Origin of the sequence: Streptomyces sp. NPDC056987, assembly GCF_042673865.1 — a bacterium.
Lineage (GTDB): Bacteria > Actinomycetota > Actinomycetes > Streptomycetales > Streptomycetaceae > Streptomyces.
On record NZ_JBHURV010000030.1, the window covers coordinates 85,446 to 107,535 of the forward strand.

Sequence of the window (22,090 nt, forward strand, 5' to 3'; positions counted from 1 at the left end):
TGGTGGTTTGCCGGGCCGGATCCCGCGGTGGGACCGGCCCTGGGAGACTGGGCCCATGACGCCCATGAGCAGGGAGCAGCGCGCGATCCTCGTCATCGGCATCGGAGCGGGCGACCCCGACCACCTGACCCTCCAGGCCGTGAAGGCCATGGGCCGTGCCGATGTCTTCTTCGTCGTCGGCAAGGGGCGGGAGAAGGAATCGCTGACCGATCTCCGCCACACCATGATCGAGGAGCACGCGCGGGGCCCGTACCGCGTCGTGCGGGTGACGGACCCGGGCCGGGACCGCCGCCCGATGGACCACGGCGCCTACCGGTCCGCCGTCCAGGACTGGCGCGACCGCCGGGCGGACCTCTTCGAACGCCTCCTGCGCGAGGAGATGGGGCCGGGGGAGACCGCCGCCTTTCTCGTCTGGGGCGATCCGTCGCTCTACGACAGCACCCTCGGGATCCTCTCCGCCGTCGAGGCCCGCGGCTCCGTCTCCACGGCGATCGAGGTGATCCCGGGCATCACCAGCGTCTCCACGCTCGCCGCCCGGCACCGTATCCCCCTCAACCGGGTGGGCAGGCCGGTGCACATCACCCCGGCCCGTCACCTCCCCGACCTCGGCCGGGGCGACGACGGCGACCACGGCGACATCGTCGTCATGCTCGACGCGCACGCGTCGTTCACCGAGGTCGAGGGCGACGACGTCTGGATCTACTGGGGCGCCTACCTCGGCACACCGGACGAATTGCTGATCGCCGGGCCGCTGCGCGAGGTGTCGGACCGTATCCGCGCCGTACGGGCCGACGCGCGGGCCCGGCACGGCTGGATCATGGACACGTACCTGCTGCGGAGCATGGGGACGGCGGACGGTCCCCGTACCCCGGCGGCGCAGGGAGAGAGCGACGGGCCCGAAGGGACCACCGCCTGAGACCGGACCGGGCCGCTTCCGGGACCGGGCCGCTTCCAGGACCGGGCCGCGTCAGTTCCCCACGCCGAGGCCCGACATGAACGCGGACGGGTACCGGTCGCCGCGCGCCGCGCCCGGCGGCACCGCCTTCTCGATCTCGGCGAGGTCGTCCGCGGCGAGGCTCAGCCGCATCGCGGGCAACGCCTCGGCCAGCCGCTCGCGGGTACGGGCGCCGACCAGCGGCACGATGCCCTCGCCCCGCGCGGCCACCCAGGCGATGGCCAGTTGCGCGACCGTGCACCCCTTCGCCGCGGCGACCGTGCGCAGCGCCTCGACGAGGCCGAGGTTGTGTTCCACGTTCCCGCTCGTGAACCTGGGGCTGAAACCGCGGCTGTCGCCGGGGCCGGCGGCGCGGCCGGCGGACCAGTGCCCGGAGATGAGGCCGCGGCCGAGGACGCCGTACGCGGTCAGTCCGATGCCCAGCTCCCGCAGCGTCGGCAGGACCTCCGCCTCGACCGCCCGCGAGATCAGCGAGTACTCGATCTGCAGGTCGGCCACCGGGTGCACGGCGTGCGCCCGGCGGACCGTCGCCGCGTCGACCTCCGAGAGGCCGAGGTGGCGCACGTACCCGGCGTCGATCAACTCCTTGACCGCGCCCACGGTCTCCTCGATCGGCACCGCGGGGTCGAGCCGGGCGGGACGGTAGATGTCGACGTGGTCGGTGCCCAGCCGGGTCAGCGAGTAGGCCAGGAAGTTCTTCACCGCCGCAGGACGGCCGTCATGCCCGCCGAAATCGGGCCCCGGCCCCCGCAGCATGCCGAACTTGACGCTCAGCCGGTAGCTGTCCCGGTCCCGGCCGCGCAGCGCCTCCGCGAGCAACAGCTCGTTGTGGCCCATCGCGTAGAAGTCGGCGGTGTCGATCAGTGTGACGCCGGCCTCCAGCGCGGCGTGCACCGTGGCGATACTCTCCGCGCGGTCGGCCGCGCCGTAGGCGCCCGACATGCTCATCGCGCCCAGGCCCAGCGCGGAAACGGCCGGACCGGTGCTGCCCAGGGTTCGCATCTGCATCGTGTTCTCCTTCGTGGTCGATCTGCCACCACCCTGCGCCCGCCCCGCCGCCGACGGGAGCGGAGCGTTCATCATGGGAGAGCCGCTCCCTGGATCGGCCGGTCCCTCGCGAGGGACCATGGGGCCATGGAACGTGACCAGCTCGCCGACTTCCTGCGCCGCCGCCGCGAGGCGATCCGCCCGGCGGAGGCCGGCCTCGCCGACGGCCCCCGGCGCCGCACCACCGGCCTGCGCCGGGAAGAGGTGGCCATGCTCGCCGGCATGTCGGTGGACTACGTCGTACGCATCGAGCAGGGCCGCAGCAGCCAGCCCTCGCCCCAACTGCTCGGCGCGCTGGCCCGGGCGCTGCGGCTCTCCGACGACGAGCGCGACCATCTGTTCCACCTGGCCGGCCACCAGCCGCCGCCCGCCGACGGGGTGGCAGGACTGGCCCGCGCCGGCCTGATCCGCATGCTCGACCTCCTCGGCGACACCCCGGCCCTCGTCCTGTCCGATCTGGGCGAGATCCTCGCCCAGAACCGGACGGCCGTCCTGCTCACGGGCGACCACACCGCGTTCTCCGGCGACCGGCGCTATGTCGTGCACCGCTGGTTCACCGATCCCGCCGCCCGTGCCATCTGCCCGGCCGAGGAGCGGGAGCACCACGCCCGCAAGCTCGTGGCCGACCTGCGCGCGGCCGCCGGCCGCCGGGCCGGTGACCCCGCGGTGGCCGGACTCGTCGACCGGCTGCGGGCCGCGAGCGCCGACTTCCGCCGGCTGTGGTCCGAGCACGAGGTGGCGGTCCGGCGCGCCGACCGCAAGACCTTCCTGCACCCGAGGGTGGGCCGCCTGCTGATGGACTGCGAGACCCTGGTCACGCCCGACCAGCGCCAGCAACTGCTGGTGCTCACCCCGGCGGACGCCGGGACCCGCGAGCGGCTGGATCTGCTGCGGGTACTCGGCACCCAGGAGTTCCCCACCGGGCGGACCGGCCCGCCCGTACGGTGAAACGCGTGCGGAACCCTCCCCGGGCGGTCACCCGGGTACGGGAGCGGCGCCGGGGACCACGCGCATGCCCAGCCCGCGCACCCGGTAGATGCACGTGTCGTCACCCCACAGCGACGCGTCCGCCACCGCGTACGGGCCCCGCGCGTCCGTACCGGACTCGACGATGTCCAGGTCCACCCGGATCAGCCGGTTGGCCGGGGTGATCTGGCCGCGGTACGTCCAGACCGTCTCGCGGCCGGGCAGCACCGGCTCGAACCGGGGGTGCGGGACGCCGTCGGCGGCGCCGCGTTCGAGCAGGTGGTACTGGAGCAGCTGGCACATGGCCTCCAGGCCCAACGACCCCGGTTGCACCGGGTCCTGGAAGAAGTGCGCCCGGAAGAACCACTCGTCCGGGACCACGTCCTTCTCCGACCGCAGCCGGCCGAGCCCCGCACGGCCCCCGTCCGGCCAGCAGCCGGTGATCCGGTCGAGCATCAGCAGCATCGGCCCCGGCAGCCGTGGTTCCCCGGCGAAGTACCGGGCGGGCCGTCCGGCCAGATCGACCGGGCGCCCGCCGGGCTCGTCGATCCTGGCCCGGTCCTCGGCCGGCACCGCGAGGCCCGGCTGGTCGTCGAAGGCCGACGGCGGGAAGTAGCCGAAGACCGTGGAGAGTTCGAACAGCGGCGCGCCGTCGGCCGTGCACCGCACCCGGAAGGACTCGACGATCATGTCCCCGTCGCGGGAGACACGGGTCAGTACGGCATGGGTACGGACCGTGCCCGTCGTCGGGGTGACCTCACCGCTGACCGTCCCCGTCCCGTCGAGGTTGCGGAACAGCAGATCCGTGCCGGTGGTCAGCGCGCTGCCCACGTACGAGGCCAGCCAGCCGCAGGGTTGCAGCGCGATCTCCATGAGGACGGCGAACGGCATCGTACGGCCGCCGCTCTGCTCGAAGTACCAGGCCCGCGCGGGTACGTCGTACTCCGCGACGACGGCGCTGTCCTCCCGCATCCCGCCCTGCGGCCCGTCCACCGAGACGATCCGGCTCATGAAGTGATACGGCGGCCCCGGCAGCCGCGCGACCCTGCGGGCGCCGTCGAAGGGCGCGTACGCCGCGCCGAACGCCTCGCTCGGTCTGCCCCAGGCGCACGCCAGCAGCGAGGCGTAGCCGAAGGGCAGCCCGTCGGCCGCCGCGGCCACGGGCTTCTCCTCGCGGTGCCCGGCCAGCCCGCCGAGCCGGGGCAGCGGCACCGGCGTGGCGCCGTCCTGCACGGCGGGCGGGCCCGAGCGCCGCCAGTGCGACAGCGGCCAGTCGGGCACCAGCCGCAGCGCCACGTCGCGGCCCAGGAACGCCTTCGCCCCGTCCACCGAGCCCAGCACATCGGCGTGGAGCGTGGGCACCGGTCCGGCCGAGACACCGCGTACGAACACCTCGTAGACGACCCGCCGGCCGGACGGGGTTGCCTGGCCCCGGCACATCGTCCGGCACGGGTGGCCGTCGACCGGCTCGAAGCGCCAGCCGTCCCGGTCCATGGTGAAGCCCATCGCCGCCAGGTAGAACGCCATCGCCTGGAGACCGCCCTGGAGCATCAGGGTGCCCGGCATGCAGGGGTCGTTCTTGAAGTGCCCCGCGAAGAACCAGTCGTCCGGCGACAGCGGGGTCTCGGCCCGCAGATAGCCGCGGCCCCACGGTCCTCCCGCCGGGTCGAACGCGGTCACCTCGTCGATCAGCCGCAGCCGGCCGTCATCGAGCCGCGGCGGACGGACCTGGGCCGCCGTCGCCTCCCAGCCGGGCCCGAAGCAGTCCGCCGGCCGGCCCTGGGCCAGGGCCGCGACCCGTTCCGTACCGAAGCGGGTCAGCCCGCACCGTACGGCGGGCGGGTCGAGCGGCAGACCGTCACCGGGCGGATGCTCGGCGGGGTCCCACCGCACACCGCCACCGCCGGCCAGCTCCTCCGGGGTGAAGAACCCGGCCTGGCCCTCGCGGACGCTCAGCCGCAACTCGCCGTCGACGAAGCACTCGTAGTGGAAGAAGGCCAGCCGGACGCCGCCGTGCTCCGCGTGGCCGTCGACGTGGATCTCGTAGCACAGGGTGTCTCCCGCCTCCGGCGGGCTGCCGTGGTACGTCACCTCGCAGCCGAGCAGCCGGTAGGCGCGCTCGCCCCGGTGGAGGAGATCGACGCCCAGCCAGCTGAGCAGGAGCAGGTCCGCCTGGCCCGCCTCGATCAGCAGTCCGGCCGGCATGCGCCCGGTGGAGTCCAGGTACCAGCTGCCGGGCAGGACGTCGGTCTCGGTCCAGATCGTTCCGTCGGTGCGTACCGGGCCGGGCGCGGCGAGCGCCGCCGGGACCGCGTCGATGCCGGTGACCCGGTCCGCGAACAGCATGGGCGGCTCGGGCATCCGGGTCTGCACCGGGTACGCGTCCTGCTCGGCGAAGCGGGGGCCGAACAGCGTGGAGATCTCCCGGGAGGCGAGGTGCTCCAGCTGGGCCCGGTCGAACTTCGGCCCCGGCCGCACCAGTTGGGTGGGCACGGGTGGGGTCTCCGGCAGCCGCTCGGGACGTACGGGGGTGAGCGCGCCGGCGGCCGGGCGTGGCGCCGAAGGGCCGGACGCCGGTGCGGGGACGGGCCCGGCGGCGGTCAGCGCGGTGACGGCGAGGGCCGACACCCGCAGAAACCGCTGGTGGGCCTCGGTGTGTACGGCCATGATCTCCCGGTGCAGCGCGGCGACCCGCAGGCTCTGCCGGACGACCGCGGCACGGACCCCGGTGGCCCCTGTGATCCCGGCGGCTCCTGCGGCCTCTGCGGCCTCTGCGGCCTCTGCGGCCTCTGCGGTTCCTGTGACTCCGGCCGCTTCCATGCCTTCGGAGGCTCCAGCGACTCCAGCGGCTCCTGCGATTCCAGCGGCTCCTGCGCTCCGGGCTGCCTCCGCGCTCCCGGCCGCTTCTGCGGGCTCCGCCGCTCCCGCCGACCGGGGCCCGGGGCCCGGCGCGCCCCGCAAGCCGGGCTCCCCGTCCGGCACCGGCACGAGTTCGGGGGCCCGGGGCAGCGTCACCACGGCCGGCTCCGGGGACGGCGGCGGCAGACACGGAGTCGCGGGTACGGGAACGGTGACGGTGGGCCCCGGGCGCGGAACCTCGGTGGCGGCCTCCGCGAGCCGGGCGAACAACGCGTCGGCGCGGACCGGCACCCCGGCGACGACGAGTTCGGCGACCGCGAGGCAGAGCTGCCGCAGCCCGGTGTCGCCCGGGGTGTCCAGGGCGACGGCCACGTGGTCGCGGTCGCCCAGCACCCGCTTGACCCAGCCGGTGCACAGTTTGCGCGGCCCGTGCTCCACGAAGATCCGGACGCCGTCGGCCCAGGCCCGCTCGACCGTGGCCGCGAAGTCGATCGTGTTCATCCCCTGTGCGGTGAGCGCCTCGGCGGCCCGCTCGGCCGTCGGCCGGTACGGCTCGCCACCGGCCCCGCTGTAGAAGCGCACCCCGGGGACATCGACGGTGGGACGGTGGTGTGCCGCGCGCCACGCCCCGCGCACCTCGGCCAACTCCGGTGCGTGGGCCGCCAGATCGTAGTCCAGCTCGATCGCGCGGTCCGCGCCGATCCGGGCCACGACCGCCCCGCACGCACGGGACTCGCCGCCGATGACGCAGACCTCGGGCGCGTTCACCGCCATCAGATGGACCGCGACCGCACCGGCCAGCTCCCGGCGTACCGCCTCCAGGGGCGCGTTGACCAGATAGGTGGCCCAGCGGGTGCCCTGGACGCCCAGCCGCTCCCAGTGGCGCCGCACCGCCCGGAGTTCACCGGTCAGCTCCGTCGTGAAGAGCCCGCTGTCCAGGGTGGCGTCGTACAGTCCCGCCGCGTCCGGCCAGGCACCCAGCGCGACCAGCGCGGCCGACTCGCCCGAGGAGTACCCGACGGCGGCGTCCGGCCGCAGCCCCAGCACGTCCCGGGTGAGCACGGTGTGGAAGACGGCGAGTTCGGCGGCGTCCCAGATCTGGTCGAACACCCCCCGCTCCGTCCGGGACCGCAGCCGCGCGCCGATCGCCCCGTGCCCGGCCCGGACGGCCTCCCCGAGGCACGGCAGCGCGAGCATCAGCTCATGGCCCATGCCCGGGTACGCGGCCGAGCCGTTGGTGTAGACGAACGCCGTCCGTCCCGCGACCGGCCCGTCCCGGTACACCACGTCGGCGGGACGGATTCCGCCCTCGGTCAGCCAGCGGCGGGCGGCCTCCTCGCGGCCCGGCAGCGCGGCGTCGTCGTCGACCACCAGCGCCAGCCGGGCCGGGCCGGCGGCGGACCGCGTACCGGACTCCAGCGCCGCCAGCACCTCCCGGCGGTCGGCTCCCGAGAAGACGTGCAGGCGCGGTGCCGGGCCCCGCAGCCACGGCCGGGCGTCCCCCGCGCGCAGCCGGACGCCCGCGGTAGGCCCCTCCAGCGGTGTCACCGCGACCTGCGCGGTGCGCGCGACGGCCGCGGTGTCCGCGGGCCGGCCGGGACACGGCACCGCGCGGTGCTGGAGCGCGAGCGCGGCGACCGCGACGGAGACCAGCCCGTACGCGGCGTGCGCGCGGCCGAAGGCCGACGCCGGGTCGAACACCGCGTCGGGGCCGTCCCCGATGACCATGTCCGGCACGTCGACGGGGTCGGTGGAGGCAGCGGAGCTGACGGGCTTCTCGTCGAGCAGGGCGATGACGGTGTCACCGTCCCCGCGGGCGGTGTCCAGGGACTTGAGGACCAGGACGACGGCGGCGTCCCCCGGTTCGCTCTCGTGCCCCAGCTCCCGCAGCGCGGCCCGGTGGGCCACCCCGTGGCACAGATCGGTGGCGCCGACGAGCGCGGCGTCCGCCTCGCCCGCCCGGACGGCCCGGGCCGCGACGTCCAGCGCCACCAGCCCGGACGCCTCCTCCGCCGACACCGCGAAGCTCGCTCCGGCCAGGTCGAGTTGGGTGCTGATGCGGTTCGCCACCAGGTTCGGCATGCTGCCCACCACTCCCTCCGCGGTCATCGGCCCCACGAAGGCGTCCTGGGCGAGGGCCGCGGACGGGAGCGCGCCGCCCGCTCCCGCCTGTTCCAGCCAGTACGGAATCCGCCAGCGGGCACCGGCCCGCGCGACTTCCGGGTCGGCTCCCATACCGATGACCACCATGGTCCGCTCGCGGGGCAGGGACACCGCCCCCGCGGCCTCCCGGGCGGCCTCCAGCACCAGGAGCTGATGGCGTACGGTCCGCTCCAGGGCGAGCGGCGGGAAACACAGGTCCGTCAGCTCCACCGCGATCTCCGTGGCGGGGCCGCGCCGTTCGCCGCCCAGCACCGCCCGGCGGAAGTCCTCGGCGCAGGTCCCGTCCCCGACCCGGGCGCCGAGGGCGACGATCGCCACCGGGCCCCGGCCGCCCGGCGTGTCCCGTGCCGGGGCGGGGGCGGGCGCGGCGGACACCGGGCGGGCGAGGGCGGATACCGGGCGGGCCGGGGAGGAGCGTCCGGCGGACACCGGGCCGCCGTCGTCCGGGTGATCCACGATCAGATGGGCGTTGGTCCCGCCGAACCCGAAGGCGCTCACCGCCGCCCTGCGCGGCCCCGGCCACGGTTCCGGCGCGGTCAGCACCCGTAACGGCGTGCCCGCCAGCGCGTCCAGCGGCCGTTCGGCGCCGAGCGTCGCCGGGCGGATCCCCGTACGCAGCGCGCCGAGCACCTTCAGCAGCCCCGTCACCCCCGCCGAGGCCAGCAGGTGCCCGACGTTCGACTTCGCCGAACCGACGGGCACATCGTCCCGGGCCCCGAAGACCCGGGCCATGGCGCGCGCCTCCACCGCGTCCCCGACCGGTGTCCCCGTCGCGTGGCACTCGACGAGCGATACCGTCCCCGGCGCGAGGCCCGCCGCGTCGTACGCCAGGCGCATGGCCCGTACCTGGCCCTCCTCCGCCGGGCTGATCAGCCCGGCGCCGCGCCCGTCGTTGGAGAGCCCGACACCGCGGATCACACCGAGCACGGGCAGTCCGCCGGCGCGCGCCTCGGACAGCCTCGTCAGGGCGACGAACCCGGCGCCCTCGCCGTGCACCAGCCCGTCCGCGTCCCGGTGGAAGGGCCGGCTGCGCCCCGTACGGCTGGTCGCGGACAGCCCGCAGAACCCCACGTGCAGATAGAGGGGGTCGGCCCGGCTGACCGCCCCGGCCACCATCAGGTCCGCCGTGCCGTCGTGCAGCCGGTCGCACGCCAGCTTGATCGCGTACAGCGAGGAGGCGCAGGCGGCGTCCAGGGACCACGCGCCCGCGCCGAGCCCGAGCGCCCTGGCGGCGAGCCGGGCGGGCAGTCCGGACGAGAAACGGTTACGGGCGTCGGGCCGCACCCGGCGCTCTCCCGTCAGCAGGGCGTCATGGAGCGGCGGGCGCTGGGCGGACAGCCAGACATGCTCGGCGAAGGCCGTCCCCAGGGGCGTGGGGTAGGAGAGGTTTCCCAGCACCAGTCCCGCGCGCGGCAGCGGACCCTCGCGGCCCGCCTCCGTGAGGGCCTGGCGGGCGCCGTACATGACCCAGTGGAAGAGCGGGTCCAGCGACAGGATCCGCTCCGGGGCGATCAGGAAGCCGCTCGGGTCGAAGACGGACTCGAACCCCCTTACGTACCCGCCGACATCGCCGTAGGTGCGGTCGAGGTGGTCGTCCACCGGGCCCATGGCCCAGCGGTGCGGCAGCCGCCACCGGCCCTCGGGCACGGCGGACAGGCTGCCGCGGCCCGCCGCGACGTTCTCCCAGAACGTGTCCGGATCGAGCGCGTCGGGCAGCACGCACCCCCGGCCGACGACGGCGATCGGTTCGCATTCCATACGGGGCTCACTCCGGGTCGGGGACGGGGCGCTCGGGTCGAACACAGAGGAAGCGGGAGGGACTTCGGAGTGCCTCGCCTAGGCGGGACGGCGGACGAGTTCCACGCCGAGGAGTTCCAGACGGACGGTTCCGTCCGCGTCGATCAGCGCCGCGTCGCAGCGCGCTCCCGTGCTGTGCGCCTTCCGGCCCCGGACCACACACCGCACGGTGCCGTCCACCGGGCCGCGCCGGTGCACCCTGCACTCCGCGACGGCCATCGGCAGCGTCGCGGCACCGGCGGCGTGCCGCGCCCAGACCAGGGCGAGTTGGAGCGCGCCGTCCACGGCGGCCGGGTCGAGCGGCCAGTGGTCCCCCGGCCAGCCCAGGGCGCGCAGGCCCGCGACGGTGGCCTCGGCGCCGTGCTCCGAGACACCGTGCGGGGTACGGACGGCCTGGAACCGGGGGCCGTGGAAGAGAAGTTGTCCGTCGTAGAACTCGCCGTGGTGCAGCGGCTCCAGGCCCTCCGGGCCGCCCCAGCCGGCCGGATCCGGCTCCAGGGCCCCCGAGTCCAGCACGGCCCGGAAGTGCGCCACGCCGTCCGTGCCCCGCAGCTCCACCTCCAGCCCCGCCACCGAACCGGCCGCGCCCCGGCTCCCGTGCACGGTGAGCCGGTGGCCCTCGCCGGTCAGTTCCGGCAGGGCGAATCTCTTGTACACCCGCAGATCGCGCAGGACGAGCGGACCGGCATCCGGCCGCCAGGCGGTGGCCGCCCCGGCGAACCAGTTCAGGACCATCGCCACGGGCAGCACGGGAACCCCGCTGATCGCGTGGTCGGCCAGGTGCGGCAGGGTGTCCGCCCGGACCAGCAGCTGGGCCGGCGGCGGATCGCCGACGGGGGACAGGGCCGCGGGATCGTCCCCGGCCGCCAGCGTGACGCGCGCCTCGCCGGCCGTGCCGTCCAGCTCGGCGGTGAAGGCGGCGGCCCCCTGCTCCAGAGGGATGAGCGGAACCCCCGACCGGCCGAAGTGCGCGGCCAGGGCGGGCGTGACCATGCCGCCCTGCCACGGTCCCCAGGCGACGCACCGCACCAGGCAGTCCGGGCGGCGGGCCTGCTCGGCCGAGGCCACCTGGCCCAGGACCTCGTTGGCCATGGCGTAGTCGCTCTGCCCCGCGTTGCCGTACCCGGCGGCCACCGAGGAGAACAGGCAGATCACGTCCAGCGGATCGTCGGCCGTCGCGGCCAGCAGCGCGCGCAGACCGTCCACCTTGGTGGACATCACCTGCTCGACCTGCTCGTCGCTCTTGTCGGCGATCCGCTTGTCGGCCAGGACCCCCGCACCGTGCACGATGCCGGTGACCGGGCCCCACGCGTCGCGTACGTCGCGCAGCGCGGCGGCGAGGGCCTCGCCGTCGCGGATGTCGGCCCGGACATACCGGACGGGCGACCCCGCCGCCTCCAGCGCGGCCAGCGTCGCCCGTACCTCACGCGCGGCCAGGATCTCCCGGGCCCGTGCCGTGATCCGGGCGGGCGAGGAGTCCGCACTGTCTCCGGTGGAGTGCTCCGCGGCGTGGTCGGCGGCGTGTTCCGCGGTGTGTTCCGCGAGCAGCCGGACGAGCGCCGGTTCGTCGTCGGCCGAGGCGGCCCCGTCGGGCTCGGGGACCGGTTCCGTCCTGCCGAGCAGCACGATCCGCGGACGGTGCGTCCTGGCCAGGTCCAGCAGCGCGGCGGCGGTCACCCCGCGAGCCCCGCCCGTGGCCACGATCACCGACGCGGAGGTGATCCTCGGCGCGGCGGCGGGCGTCACCGGTGCGGGCACGGACCGGAGGGTGGTGCGGGTACCGTCCGCGCGGAGACCGGCCTCCGTGGCGGGGCCGCCTTCGAGCAACTCCCGTACGATTGCCTCGGCGACCGCCTCGTCGCTCCGGCCGCCCCGTTCGCAGTCGACGGCCTTGACCGAGGCGTCCGGCCACTCCTTCGCCGCCGTCCTGACCAGACCGGCGACACCGCCCAGCCATGCGCGGCCGGGCGCGTGACCGCCGAGCCCGAAGTCGCCCCCGGTGTCCTGCACGGTCACGAACAGCCCGCCCCGCCCGGCCGTCCGGGCCGCCACCGAACGGGCCGCGCGGAACACCGACCGGTGGACCTCCCGCGCCTCTTCCGGCGCGCCGCTCCCGGTCAGCGCGCCGAGGTGTACGACACCGCGCGCGTCCTCGGGCACCTCCGCGACGGCGGTGGCGTCCACGCCGCGCTCCGCCAGCTTCCGTGCGACGAGGCCGGTGAGCCCGCCGCCGGGCCCCTCGCCCGTCACCACGAGCGGCCCGTCGAGGAGTCCCGCCATCGCCAGCCCCGCCGCCGGTGACTCCACCGCGCGCGGCACCAGCCTGGTCAGCGCTGCCTTCTGCCTGGTCCCGGCCCCGGTACCGGCCCCGTAGTCGGCGGGCAGGGTGGCGGCCTCGGGGGCCTCGGCAACCTCCGTGCCGGTGGCCGTGGTGAGCGCCTCGACGATCTCGCGCAGGGTGCGGAGCTTGCCGAGCCGACCGACATCCCCCGCCACGACGTCGCCGATCTGCCGACGCACGGCGGACAGGATTTCGACGCGCTTGATGGAGTCGACCCCCAGATCCGCCTCCAGCTCCATGTCCATGCCCAGCATGTCCACGGGATAGCCGGTGAGCCGGGCCACCACCGAGAGCAGCAGCTCCTCCAGCTCCGATGCCGACAGGGGCGCGGTGGAGACAGCCGGCGCCCGGTCCTCGGCGGCGGACGGCGCGGGTGCCGGCGGGGTTACGGGCGCCGGCTCCCCGCGCGGCGCCGGAGGGCGGGGGAGTGGCCGCGGCGCCGGGGGAGCCGGGGCCTCGACCATCCCCCCGACGCCCTGGTCCAGGGAGCCTTGATCCGCGCCGCCGGGGATTCCTCGTACCCCTCCTTCTCCTCCTGGCCCGCCGTTCGCCCCGAGCATCGCGCTCAGGGTGGTCTCGGTCATCCGCAGGAACGCGATATGGCTGTCCGTCAGCATGCGTTGACAGGCGGCATGGGCCTCCGCCGTCTGCCGCTGGACGCTCTCGACCGCGGCGTACCAGTCGGCTCCGACGGTGGCCCCGGGCCCGGTGTCGTCGGCGGGCGCCGTGTCGCACGCCGGTGGCTCCGTGGCGCGGAGGGTGGTGGAGACGTGAGCGGGCATGGGAACCGCCAGAGTGTCGGGAGCGGGGGCTGTGACTGGAGCAGGAGCAGGAGCAGGAGCAGGAGCAGGAAGGGACGCGGGCGGGGGCGGTGCCGGGGCTCCGGCCCGGGGTGGGTAGAGCTGACCGTGGTTGGCGCCGCTGATCTTCACGGTCATCCGGGGCCCGCGCTCCTTCGCCGCCGTTCCGGGTGCGGCGTACGGCGCCCAGAGGGGGGCGAGGTCCAGGGGCACACCGCGTACGGCGAGTTCGGCGAGCGCGGTGTGCAGGGTGCTGACCCCGGACCTGCCCGGCCGGTCCAGGGGGACGGCCGCGTGCTCGCGGTCGCCGAGGATCTGCCCGACCAGTCCGGTCAGCGCGGAGCCCGCGCCCACTTCGACGAAGGTCCGCACCCCCGCCGCGTACATCGCCTCGATCTGGTCCTGGAAGAGCACCGGCGAGGCGAGTTGGCCGGCGATCCGGCGGCGTATCCCGTCGGAGGAGGCCGGGTACGGGGCCGCGTCCGCGTTGCCGTACACCTCGATCCGGGGTTCCGTGAGCGGGACCGTGCGCAGGAACGCGGCGAGCGGTTCACCGGCCGGGGCGACCAGCGGGCTGTGGAAGGCGGTCGAGGTGGTCAGCCGGCGGGTGCCGACCCGCTCGGCCGCGAACACCTTCTCGGCCCGCGCGATCGCCTCCTTTGTCCCGGAAAGTACCGTCTGGTGAGGGGAATTGTGGTTGGCCGGCCAGAGGCCACCCAGTCCGCCCAGTCCACCCAGTCCGCCGGGGCCACCAGGTCCGCCGGGTCCGCCACCGGCCAGTAGCGCCGCCACGCGCACCCGGTCCGCCGCCACGGCGAGCATCGCCCCCGGCACGGCGGACGCGTCCCGCATCAGCTCACCGCGCCTGCGGGCCAAGGTGACCAGCGACCCGGCGTCCAGGACACCCGCACAGTGCAGCGCCACCAGCTCACCGAAGCTGTGGCCCGCCGCGCAGTCGGGCCGCAGGCCCAGGGACCGCACCACTGCCAGCAGCGCGAGCGAGTGCACCGCGAGCGCCGGCTGCGCCCACTCGGTGGCGGCCAGCGATGCCTGTTGGGCCGCGCGCTCCTCGTCGGTGAAGGCGGGCGGCGGGAACACCACCCGGTGCAGCGGCACTCCGTCGAACCCGGTGCCGCCCAACTCGTCCCACACGCTCTGGGCCGCCGGTGCCAGCATCGCGAGACCGGCGCCCATGCCGACGTACTGGGACCCCTGCCCCGGGAAGAGGAAGCCGATCCGGCCGGGCGCCGGTGTCCCCGCGGCGTACCGGATCCCCGTCGGTGTCGAGAACGGTGTGCCGGGCCGCCGCCGGATCAGCGCGAGCGCCTGCGCGTACCGTTCCCGCAACTCCTCCACGCCGGTGGCGACGACGGCCAGCCGTACCGGATCGGTGGGCGAGAACGCGCTGTGGCTCTCCCGCGCGAGCGCGGCCAGCGGGCGGTCGTCGCCGGTGTCCGGCGCCACCAGGGCGTCCGGGGACGCGCCGCTGAACAGGACGAGTTCGCCGGGCGCGCAGCGGTGGCGCGGCGCCGACCGGCCCGGGGTGCCCGAGGGCACGTACTCCTCCAGTGTGACGTGGAAGTTGCTGCCCCCGAAGCCGAAGCTCGACACCGACGCCCGGCGCGGGTGACCGGCGGGCCGTACCCACGGCCGGGCCTCGGTGTTGACGTAGAACGGACCGTCCGGGGTGGCCGCCGCCGGATTCGGCCGGTCGACCTTGATGGTCGGCGGCAGCACCTTGTGGTGCAGTGCCATGACCGCCTTGAGCAGCCCCGCCGCGCCCGCCGCGCACTTGGTGTGGCCGATCTGCGATTTGACCGAGCCGATCGCGCACCACTGCCCGTCCGTACGCCCCGAAGCCCCGAACACCTCGTTCAGCGCGTCGAGTTCCGCCGTGTCCCCGGCCTTCGTACCGGTCCCGTGCGCCTCGACCAGCTCCACGGTGCCCGGACCGTAGCCCGCCTCCTCGTAGGCGCGTCGCAGGGCCCGGGCCTGACCGCCGGGCAGCGGTGCGTAGATCGCCGAACTCCTGCCGTCGGACGAGGTGCCGATGCCCCGGACCACCGCGTGGACGCGGTCGCCGTCCCGCTCCGCGTCGGACAGCCGCTTCAGCGCGTACATGACCACCGCCTCGCCGAGCATCGTGCCGTCCGCCGCGTCCGACAACGGCCGGCAGTCACCACTGGGGGAGAGCGCGGGGGTCTTGGAGAAGGACAGGAACATGCCGATCCCGTTGCCGGTGTCCACACCACCGCTGATCACCAGATCCGCCCGGCCGAGGGCCAGTTCGCCGACCGCGGTGGACAGCGCCGCCAGGGAGCTGGCGCAGGCGGCGTCGGTGGTGTGGTTGGTGCCGTGCAGATCGAACCGGTTGGCGATCCGGCCCGCGACGACATTGCTGAGCAGCCCGGGGAAGGTCGATTCCCGCCACGGTGTGTAGTGTGCCGAGATCCGGTCGCACACCGCCCGCGCGTCGGCCTCGGTGAGTCCGCTCTCGCGCAACGCCTTGAGCCACACGGGGCGTTCGGTGCGACCGTACATGTGCGGGAGCAGTTCCAGCGCGGAGACCCCGAGGACGACGCCCACCCGGTCCCGGTCCATGTCCGGCAGGCCACCGGCGTCGGTGAGCACCTGGTCGGCCACCATCAGGGCGAGCAGCTGCGCGGTGTCCGTCGAGGACAGGCTGGTGGGCGGCACACCGTACGCCATCGGGTCGAAGTCGACGTCCGGCAGGAACGCGCCCCGGCGGGCGTACGTCCTGTCGGGGGCGGCCGGATCCGGGTCGTAGTGGTCCGCCACCAGCCAGCGGGAGGGCGGCACCTCGGTCATCAGGTCCTGGCCGCCGGTCACGATCCGCCAGTAGCCGGCCGCGTCGGTCGCGCCGGGCACCAGGGCGCCGGCACCGACCACGGCGACGGGCACCTGGCGAGGGGTGGAGGCGGTCACGGTCTCTCCTCGGGTTCGGACGGCGGCAGTTGACGGATCGGGCGCACCGGGGCCGCTCATGCCAGCGCGCACGGTGTGTAGGTGAACGCGTCGGACGGCAACGGGACCCCGTAGGTACGCAGTTGATGGGCGCGGGTGAGTACCGCGGCGCCTTCGAGCAGGTTGAGCGCGATCTGCACCACGGACCGGTTCGCCGGCTCGGCCAGGAAGGTGCCCGCGGCCCATCGGTTGAACGCGCCCATCGCGGGACCGCACCAGATCTGGTAGTCGGCACGCCGGGCCGTCTCGCCGGTGATCGCCCACCGGCTCGAACTGCCCAGGTACCAGCGGAAGACCAGCGCCATCCGGTGCTTGGGGTCGGACTCGGCCCGGGTGATCTCGGTGGGATCGCGCCGCTCCCAGAACGCGACGGTGCGCTGCCAGACCTCGTCGAACGGGGCGCGCAGCACATCCCGTTCGATCGGGGCGCGCACCGAGGGCGGGATCTCCTCCAGCGAACCGTGGGCCCGGTACGCAGCGTGGAGCCGGCCGGCCCGCTGGGCGAACATCGTTCCCCGGGAGAGCACTTGCAGCTGGACGCCCAGCTCGAACATGTCCGCCGCGGGTGCCATCGTCACATCGGCGACGTCCGCCGCGCAGAGCATCGCCTTGGCCTCGTCGGACAGCCCCGCCTCGGTGGCCGTCTGGTTCACCGACCCGACGACCACGTAGGACGCGCCGAGGGCGAAGGCGGCGGCCACCGCGTCCGGTGTGCCCAGCCCGCCGGCCGCGCCGACCCCGACCGCCCGGTGGTAGCCGAACCGCCGGCACAGTGTGTCGCGCAGCGAGGCGATCCTCGGCAGCAGGACCGACAGCGGCCGGTTGTCGGTGTGTCCTCCGCTGTCCGCCTCCACGGTGATGTCCTCGGCCACCGGTACGAGGGCCGCGAGGCCCGCCTCCTCGGGCGTCAACTCCCCCTCTCCGACGAGCCGGTCCAGCAGCGCGGCCGGGGCGGGCGAGAGGAACCTTTCGGCGACCTCGGGGCGGGAGACCTTGGCGAGCATCCGCGTACGCCGGACGATCCGGCCGTCCGCGCCCCGGCGCAGCCCCCGGGCCGAGCACAGCACGACGGCGGGGGTCAGCTCCATGAACGCCGACGCCGAGATCCGGGGCACCCCGTACCGCAGCAGCAGCTTGGCGACGCGGAACTCCAGCTCGGGTTCGGCCGGTGAGTGGATGAGGTTCACGCCCCAGTTCGGACGGGAACGCAACTCGTCGGCGAGCGTGTGCACGGCCCGCTCCACGTCGCCGTAGGCCAGGCCGCCGGCGCCGAAGAACCCGAGCATCTCCGCACGGGCCATCGCGGACACCATCCGGGTGGTCGCGATGCCGTTCGCCATCTCCCCGGCGACATAGGGGAAACGGACGCCGTGCGCCTCGCAGAAGGTGCGCCCGCCGAGCCACTCGGGGTACAGCGGTGGCAGCGTACCGAGTACCGGCGCACCGGACCCCGACCCGGGACCGGGACCGGTCGCGAGCCCCAGCTCACGGCCGCCGGGGCCGTTGACGACGTGGACGGGTTCCCGGATGCGCCGGGCCAGCGCGGCGATCTCCTCGGGGGAGAAGACCGGCGGGGACCCGGCGGGGGAGCCGGGAGCGGCGAGGACGGACACGGGGGCTCCAGCGGGAGTTGGCGGGGGCTGACGGGCAGGCTCGGTGGCGCGGACGGCCGTTCGGGAGTACCGGGCGGGTGCTCAGGAGTACCGGGCGGAGGAGAGACCGGGCCCGGCCGCCGGCCCGGCGCGGACGTGGTCCCTCGCGGCCAGGCCGGAACAGAGGTAGTCGAGGTCCACCCGGTCGGAGGCCGCCGAAGGACCGAGCAGGGCCCTGACCCGGGTGTCGTCGAAGCGCCGCCGGTGGGTGAGATAGACCGCCAGCCCCGGGTAGAAGTCCAGCAGGGACTCCAGCGCCGACGGGTCGTCCGGCTCCGTGCCGACCAGCTCGACCGAGACCGGCACCAGCCGTTCCAGCAGGGCCACGAGCAACGGCACGGGCACGTCACGGTCATGGACGACGTGGTACGTGTCGACCCCGCCCGAGGGCGCCCGGTCGGCGAGGCGCACCATGAGTTCGGCCGCGTGGTCCACCTGCAGCAGGTTGAGCCGGCCGTGCGGATGCCCCCTCAGCCGGACATGGGGGCGGCCGTCGCGCTCCGGGCCCCCGCCTCCGGCGGTGCGCCGCGCGTCGCGCATGATCCGCTCGACGACCTGGAGCGGATGCGAGGGCAGCTCCGGGTGCGGCGGCAGATCCGTGACCAGGATGCTCGGCCGGAGCACCACGACCGGACGGGCATGCTCCCGCGACCAGGCGTGGATCAGCTTCTCCGCCTCGTACTTGGAGCGTTCGTAGGCGTTCTCGAAGCCGTACGCGCCGTCCAGTTCGTCCTCGTACGCCACTCCCTCGCGCCGCCCGCCGGCCACGAACGCGGTACTGACGTGGTGGACCACGGGCCGCCCGCGTCCGGCGGCGGCCAACTCCAGTACGTGCCGGGTGCCTTCGACATTGGTCCGGCGCAACTCGGGAAGGTCTCCCTCCAGGTTGATGCTGCCCGCGCTGTGCCAGATCGCGCCGAGACCGTCGGCCAGCTCCCGGAAGGCGCGCACCGGCAGACCCAGCCGGGGCCGCTCCAGTTCGGTCTCCACCACCCGCAGCCGGTCGGCGAGTTCGGCGGTGAACGCCTCGGGCGCGCCGGTCACCTCGAAGAACCGGGCGATGCGGTGCAGCGCGTCGCCCGAGCCGGCGTGGGACAGGACCGTCACCGATCGGTGTCTGGTGAGCAGACGACGCAACAGGCGCAGTCCGAGGAATCCGGTGGCGCCGGTGAGGGCGACATGCACGACCACGACTCCAAGGGGTTCGGAAGAGGACCGGACCGCGACCGCGTACGGTGGCGGGTTGTCGTCGGTGCGGAGCTACCAGGGCATTTCGACGACGCGGAGAGGGCCTTTCCCCGGGGCCGGCGACCGCTGACGCACCGCACACAGTGTCAGAAGGCGGGCGGTGGAAGGCCCCCGATTTCTCCTCCTCACCCGAACGGATTACCCGCACCACGGCCAGGGTGCGCTCCGGACGGTCCCCCGAGGAGCCTTCCGTCCCAGGCCAGGGCCCGGCCGTACGGACCTGACGGAAGCGGCCCCGGCGGTACGGGCCGCGGCCATGTCCTCCTTTCGGGTGATTCCCTGGGTGCCGGCCGGGGCGTGGACCCGAGGCGCGCGACGCTGGTCGGCGGGCGGGGCGTGCCGTCCGTAGGCACGAACTGGAGTCCTCCGATGCATGAGTCCGTTCCGTCAGTCCCGTCCGTCCCCTCGCCCCGCCACCCCGCCCACGCGCTCGACCGCGCGTTCCTCGGTATGGAACGCCGCCACCCCGGCGCCCGCTGGGACGCCGGTGGCGTCGCGTATCTGAGCGGTCCGCCCCCGAGCCTGGCGGAGCTCCGCGCGTACGTGGGCTTCCGCCTGCCCCAACTGCCCCTGCTGACCTGCCGGGTCGAGGGCGGGCCGCGACGCCCCCGGTGGCGGACGGACACGGACTTCGCCGTCGACCGGCACGTCCACGAGGTGGTCGCCGACGGCCCCGGGGAGTGGGACCAGGCCCTGCACACCGCGATCAACGCGCCGTTCGCGCCCGGCACGTACTGGGGGGTCTGGCTGGTCCACGGCCACGCGCCCGACCGGTACGCGGTGTGTTACCGGTTCCACCACGCCTGTCAGGACGGTGCGGCCGCCGCGATGACGTTCCGGACCATGCTGGGCGAGGGGGAACCCTCGGCTCGCCCGGTGCCGGGGAAGGGCCGCCGGACCGACCTGCCCCGACGGGTGGCCACGGCTGTCGGGCTGGCCGCGAAGTTCGCGTCCGCCTCCCTCGTCGGCCGCGGCCCCCGGCCGGCAGCCGCCCCCTTCGTCCCCACGGGCGAGAGGCGGCTGTGGCGCGGCCGGGTACCGGCAGGTGAACTCCGCCGGATCGGCGCGGCGCGCGGCGGCTCGGCCCACGACGTCCATCTGGCCGCGCTCGCCGGGGCGTTGGCGGCCTGGTCGGCGCGGTCCGGCGTACCGCTCCCACGGGTCACGGCACTGGTGCCCGTCGACGCGCGCCGCCCCGACGAGGATCAGACCTGGGGCAATCGCTGTTTCGCCGTGCCGCTGGAGCTGCCCGTACGGACGGGCCCGCAAGACGCGGACGCCTCCCGGAGCGAGCGGGGCGCGCAAGGCGAGCAGGGCGGCCGGGCCGGCGATTCGCCCCTGTGGCGGGTGGACCGCGTCATGGCGAGGACCCGGAAGCTGCGGGGCGAGGCCTGGCGGCAGGCCATTCAGGACCTGGTCCGGTTCATGCCGGACCGTCCGACCGAGTGGTACCTGCGACGGGTGATCTCCCCGCGTGTCACCGACGTCATGGCCACGTCCATGCCTCTCGCCGACCAGGGCAGCCTGGGGGAGACCCCGGTGACCGGAACCGCACTGCTCCCCCTGCTCGTGCCCGGACACCTCTTCGGGGTGGGCCTCTCCTTCTTCGACACCTGGGCCGAGGTGTCCTTCCTGGCAGACCGTTCCCTTCCCCTCGGGGAGTCGCTGCCCGACCTGTGGGAGCGGGCGGTGGCAGAACTGGCGGGTGCCCCGGCGCCCAAGTGAGCGGCGCACGGCGCCGTTTCCGCCGCGCCGCACGCTCGTTGTGCACGGACGGAGCGGTCTCGCCGCCCTCAGGACGGAGACCTGGCATGGACGGAGCGGCCCGATGGACGTCAGAGATGTGCACCATGCCTACCGCAAGCACGTCGTCCTGCGCGGTGTCGACCTCCATCTGCGGTCCGGGGTCCTCGCCGGGATCGTCGGGGAGAACGGCGCGGGCAAGACGACGCTGCTCAAGATCCTCTCCGGCGAACTCAGGCCCGACCGGGGCTCGGTCCACCACAGCGGGAGGTTCGGCTACTGCCCGCAGTCCGTGGTCCTGGACGACTCCTTCACCGTCCGCCAGCACCTGGACCTCTTCCGCCACGCCTTCGGGCTCGCGGACCTGCGGCGGGCCGGGGAAGTGATGGAGGCCCTGGCGCTGACCGAGTACCTCGACCAGCGCGCGGGCGTGCTCAGCGGGGGCTCGCGGCAGAAGCTGAACCTGGCCCTGGCGCTCATGCACGACCCGGACGTGCTGCTGCTGGACGAGCCGTACCAGGGCTTCGACTGGGAGACGTATCTGCGCTTCTGGGAGCTGGCGACCGAACTCCGCGACGCCGGACGCTCGGTGCTGGTCGTCTCCCACCTGGCGTACGACGTCGACCGGCTGGACGAGCTGTACCGCCTGGAGGGCGGACGCCTCACCCGCCAGGACCGGCGGCCGGAGGCGGCGGCATGAGGAGGCACTGGACCCTGTTCCTCACGGCTTCCCGGTACGCGCTGATCGGGCACGCCCGCAACCGGTTCGCGATGCTGCTGGTGGTCGTGTACATCCCCCTCTGGATCGCCCTGGCCTACGTGAGCATTCCCGACCGGCCGGCGCCCTTCCGGCTGCGGGCCACGGGCGAGATCCTGTCCCCGCCCGGCAACCAACTCACCCAGATCACCGGGGCGCTGAACGCGGTCACCCTGATCGCCGGGTTCATGATGTTCGCCGCCACCTTCACGGGCGGCGCCTTCGACCGGCGGCTGGCGATGGCGGGGTACCCGCGCATCCATCTGGTGCTCGCCAAGCTCTCCGCGCTCACCCTGGTCTGTGCCGCCATCGCCGCGTACGCCACGGCCGCCGCCGGCTTCGCCTGGTCCCCCCGACAGCCCTTCCTGCTCGCCACCGCGCTGTTCTGCGCCGCCCTGACCTACGGCGCGCTCGGAGTGGTCCTGGGGTCGGTGCTCCGCCGCGAGGTGGAGGGAATGTTCGCCATCCTGATGATCAGCATCCTCGATGTCGCACTCCAGAACCCGCTCTCCAGCTCCGGATCGGACAGCGCCGTCGTACGCTTCCTGCCCTCGTACGGGGCCGTACAGGCCAGCATGGCCGCGGCCTTCTCCACCGCGCCGGTGGCCCAGGGCCTCGCGATCCAGCTCCTCTGGCTCACCGGCGCGGCGTTCGCCGCGTTCCTGGTCTTCCGCCGGCGCACCCGCGACGCGCTCCCGCTCCGCTCGCGCCGGGAGCGCGAGGTTTGACGCATGTCCCAGTGAGTGGTGAACGATGAGGCCGGGGCCGCGTCGCGGA

The 22,090-nt window shown here is 74.6% G+C and carries 10 protein-coding genes; 5 read left to right on the forward strand and 5 right to left on the reverse strand.

Going from position 1 to position 22,090, the window contains the following annotated elements:
* Window positions 1–64 precede the first annotated feature (64 nt).
* Window positions 65–916, forward strand: coding sequence for a precorrin-6A synthase (deacetylating) (gene cobF / locus ACFTZC_RS29535; RefSeq protein ID WP_382894851.1), 852 nt, complete (start codon window positions 65–67; stop codon window positions 914–916).
* A gap of 51 nt (window positions 917–967) precedes the next feature.
* On the opposite strand, the gene ACFTZC_RS29540 is transcribed toward cobF, so the two are convergent.
* On the reverse strand, window positions 968–1,963 hold the full coding sequence (locus tag ACFTZC_RS29540; RefSeq protein WP_382894818.1) for an aldo/keto reductase: 996 nt from the start codon (window positions 1,961–1,963) through the stop codon (window positions 968–970).
* A gap of 126 nt (window positions 1,964–2,089) precedes the next feature.
* Between ACFTZC_RS29540 and ACFTZC_RS29545 the strand changes: the two genes are divergently transcribed.
* Window positions 2,090–2,950 carry a helix-turn-helix transcriptional regulator gene (locus ACFTZC_RS29545; RefSeq protein ID WP_382894820.1) on the forward strand — a complete coding sequence of 287 codons (861 nt, stop codon included), beginning with the start codon at window positions 2,090–2,092 and terminating at the stop codon, window positions 2,948–2,950.
* 27 nt (window positions 2,951–2,977) lie between these two features.
* On the opposite strand, the gene ACFTZC_RS29550 is transcribed toward ACFTZC_RS29545, so the two are convergent.
* The 4 genes from ACFTZC_RS29550 to ACFTZC_RS29565 all read right to left on the reverse strand — a co-directional run bounded on the left by ACFTZC_RS29550 (window position 2,978) and on the right by ACFTZC_RS29565 (window position 18,750).
* Window positions 2,978–9,748, reverse strand: a complete 6,771-nt coding sequence (locus ACFTZC_RS29550) for a beta-ketoacyl synthase N-terminal-like domain-containing protein (RefSeq protein ID WP_382894822.1) — start codon at window positions 9,746–9,748, stop codon at window positions 2,978–2,980.
* Between the two features lie 78 nt (window positions 9,749–9,826).
* Window positions 9,827–15,874: an SDR family NAD(P)-dependent oxidoreductase gene (locus ACFTZC_RS29555; RefSeq protein WP_382894824.1), complete on the reverse strand. Its 6,048-nt coding sequence runs from the start codon at window positions 15,872–15,874 to the stop codon at window positions 9,827–9,829.
* Window positions 15,875–15,930: 56 nt separating this feature from the next.
* A complete protein-coding gene (locus ACFTZC_RS29560) occupies window positions 15,931–17,526 on the reverse strand; it encodes a PfaD family polyunsaturated fatty acid/polyketide biosynthesis protein (RefSeq protein ID WP_382894826.1) in 1,596 nt (531 codons plus the stop codon).
* Window positions 17,527–17,607: 81 nt separating this feature from the next.
* Window positions 17,608–18,750: an SDR family oxidoreductase gene (locus ACFTZC_RS29565; protein WP_382894828.1), complete on the reverse strand. Its 1,143-nt coding sequence runs from the start codon at window positions 18,748–18,750 to the stop codon at window positions 17,608–17,610.
* 432 nt (window positions 18,751–19,182) lie between these two features.
* Between ACFTZC_RS29565 and ACFTZC_RS29570 the strand changes: the two genes are divergently transcribed.
* From ACFTZC_RS29570 to ACFTZC_RS29580, 3 genes are all read left to right on the forward strand, one after another.
* Entirely contained in the window at window positions 19,183–20,538 is a 1,356-nt protein-coding gene (locus ACFTZC_RS29570) for a wax ester/triacylglycerol synthase domain-containing protein (RefSeq protein ID WP_382894829.1), read from the forward strand.
* A 103-nt stretch (window positions 20,539–20,641) separates the two neighbouring features.
* Window positions 20,642–21,256 carry an ABC transporter ATP-binding protein gene (locus tag ACFTZC_RS29575; protein ID WP_382894831.1) on the forward strand — a complete coding sequence of 205 codons (615 nt, stop codon included), beginning with the start codon at window positions 20,642–20,644 and terminating at the stop codon, window positions 21,254–21,256.
* A complete protein-coding gene (locus ACFTZC_RS29580) occupies window positions 21,253–22,041 on the forward strand; it encodes an ABC transporter permease (protein ID WP_382894833.1) in 789 nt (262 codons plus the stop codon). Before ACFTZC_RS29575 ends, ACFTZC_RS29580 begins: the two co-directional genes overlap by 4 nt.
* Window positions 22,042–22,090: the final 49 nt, after the last annotated feature.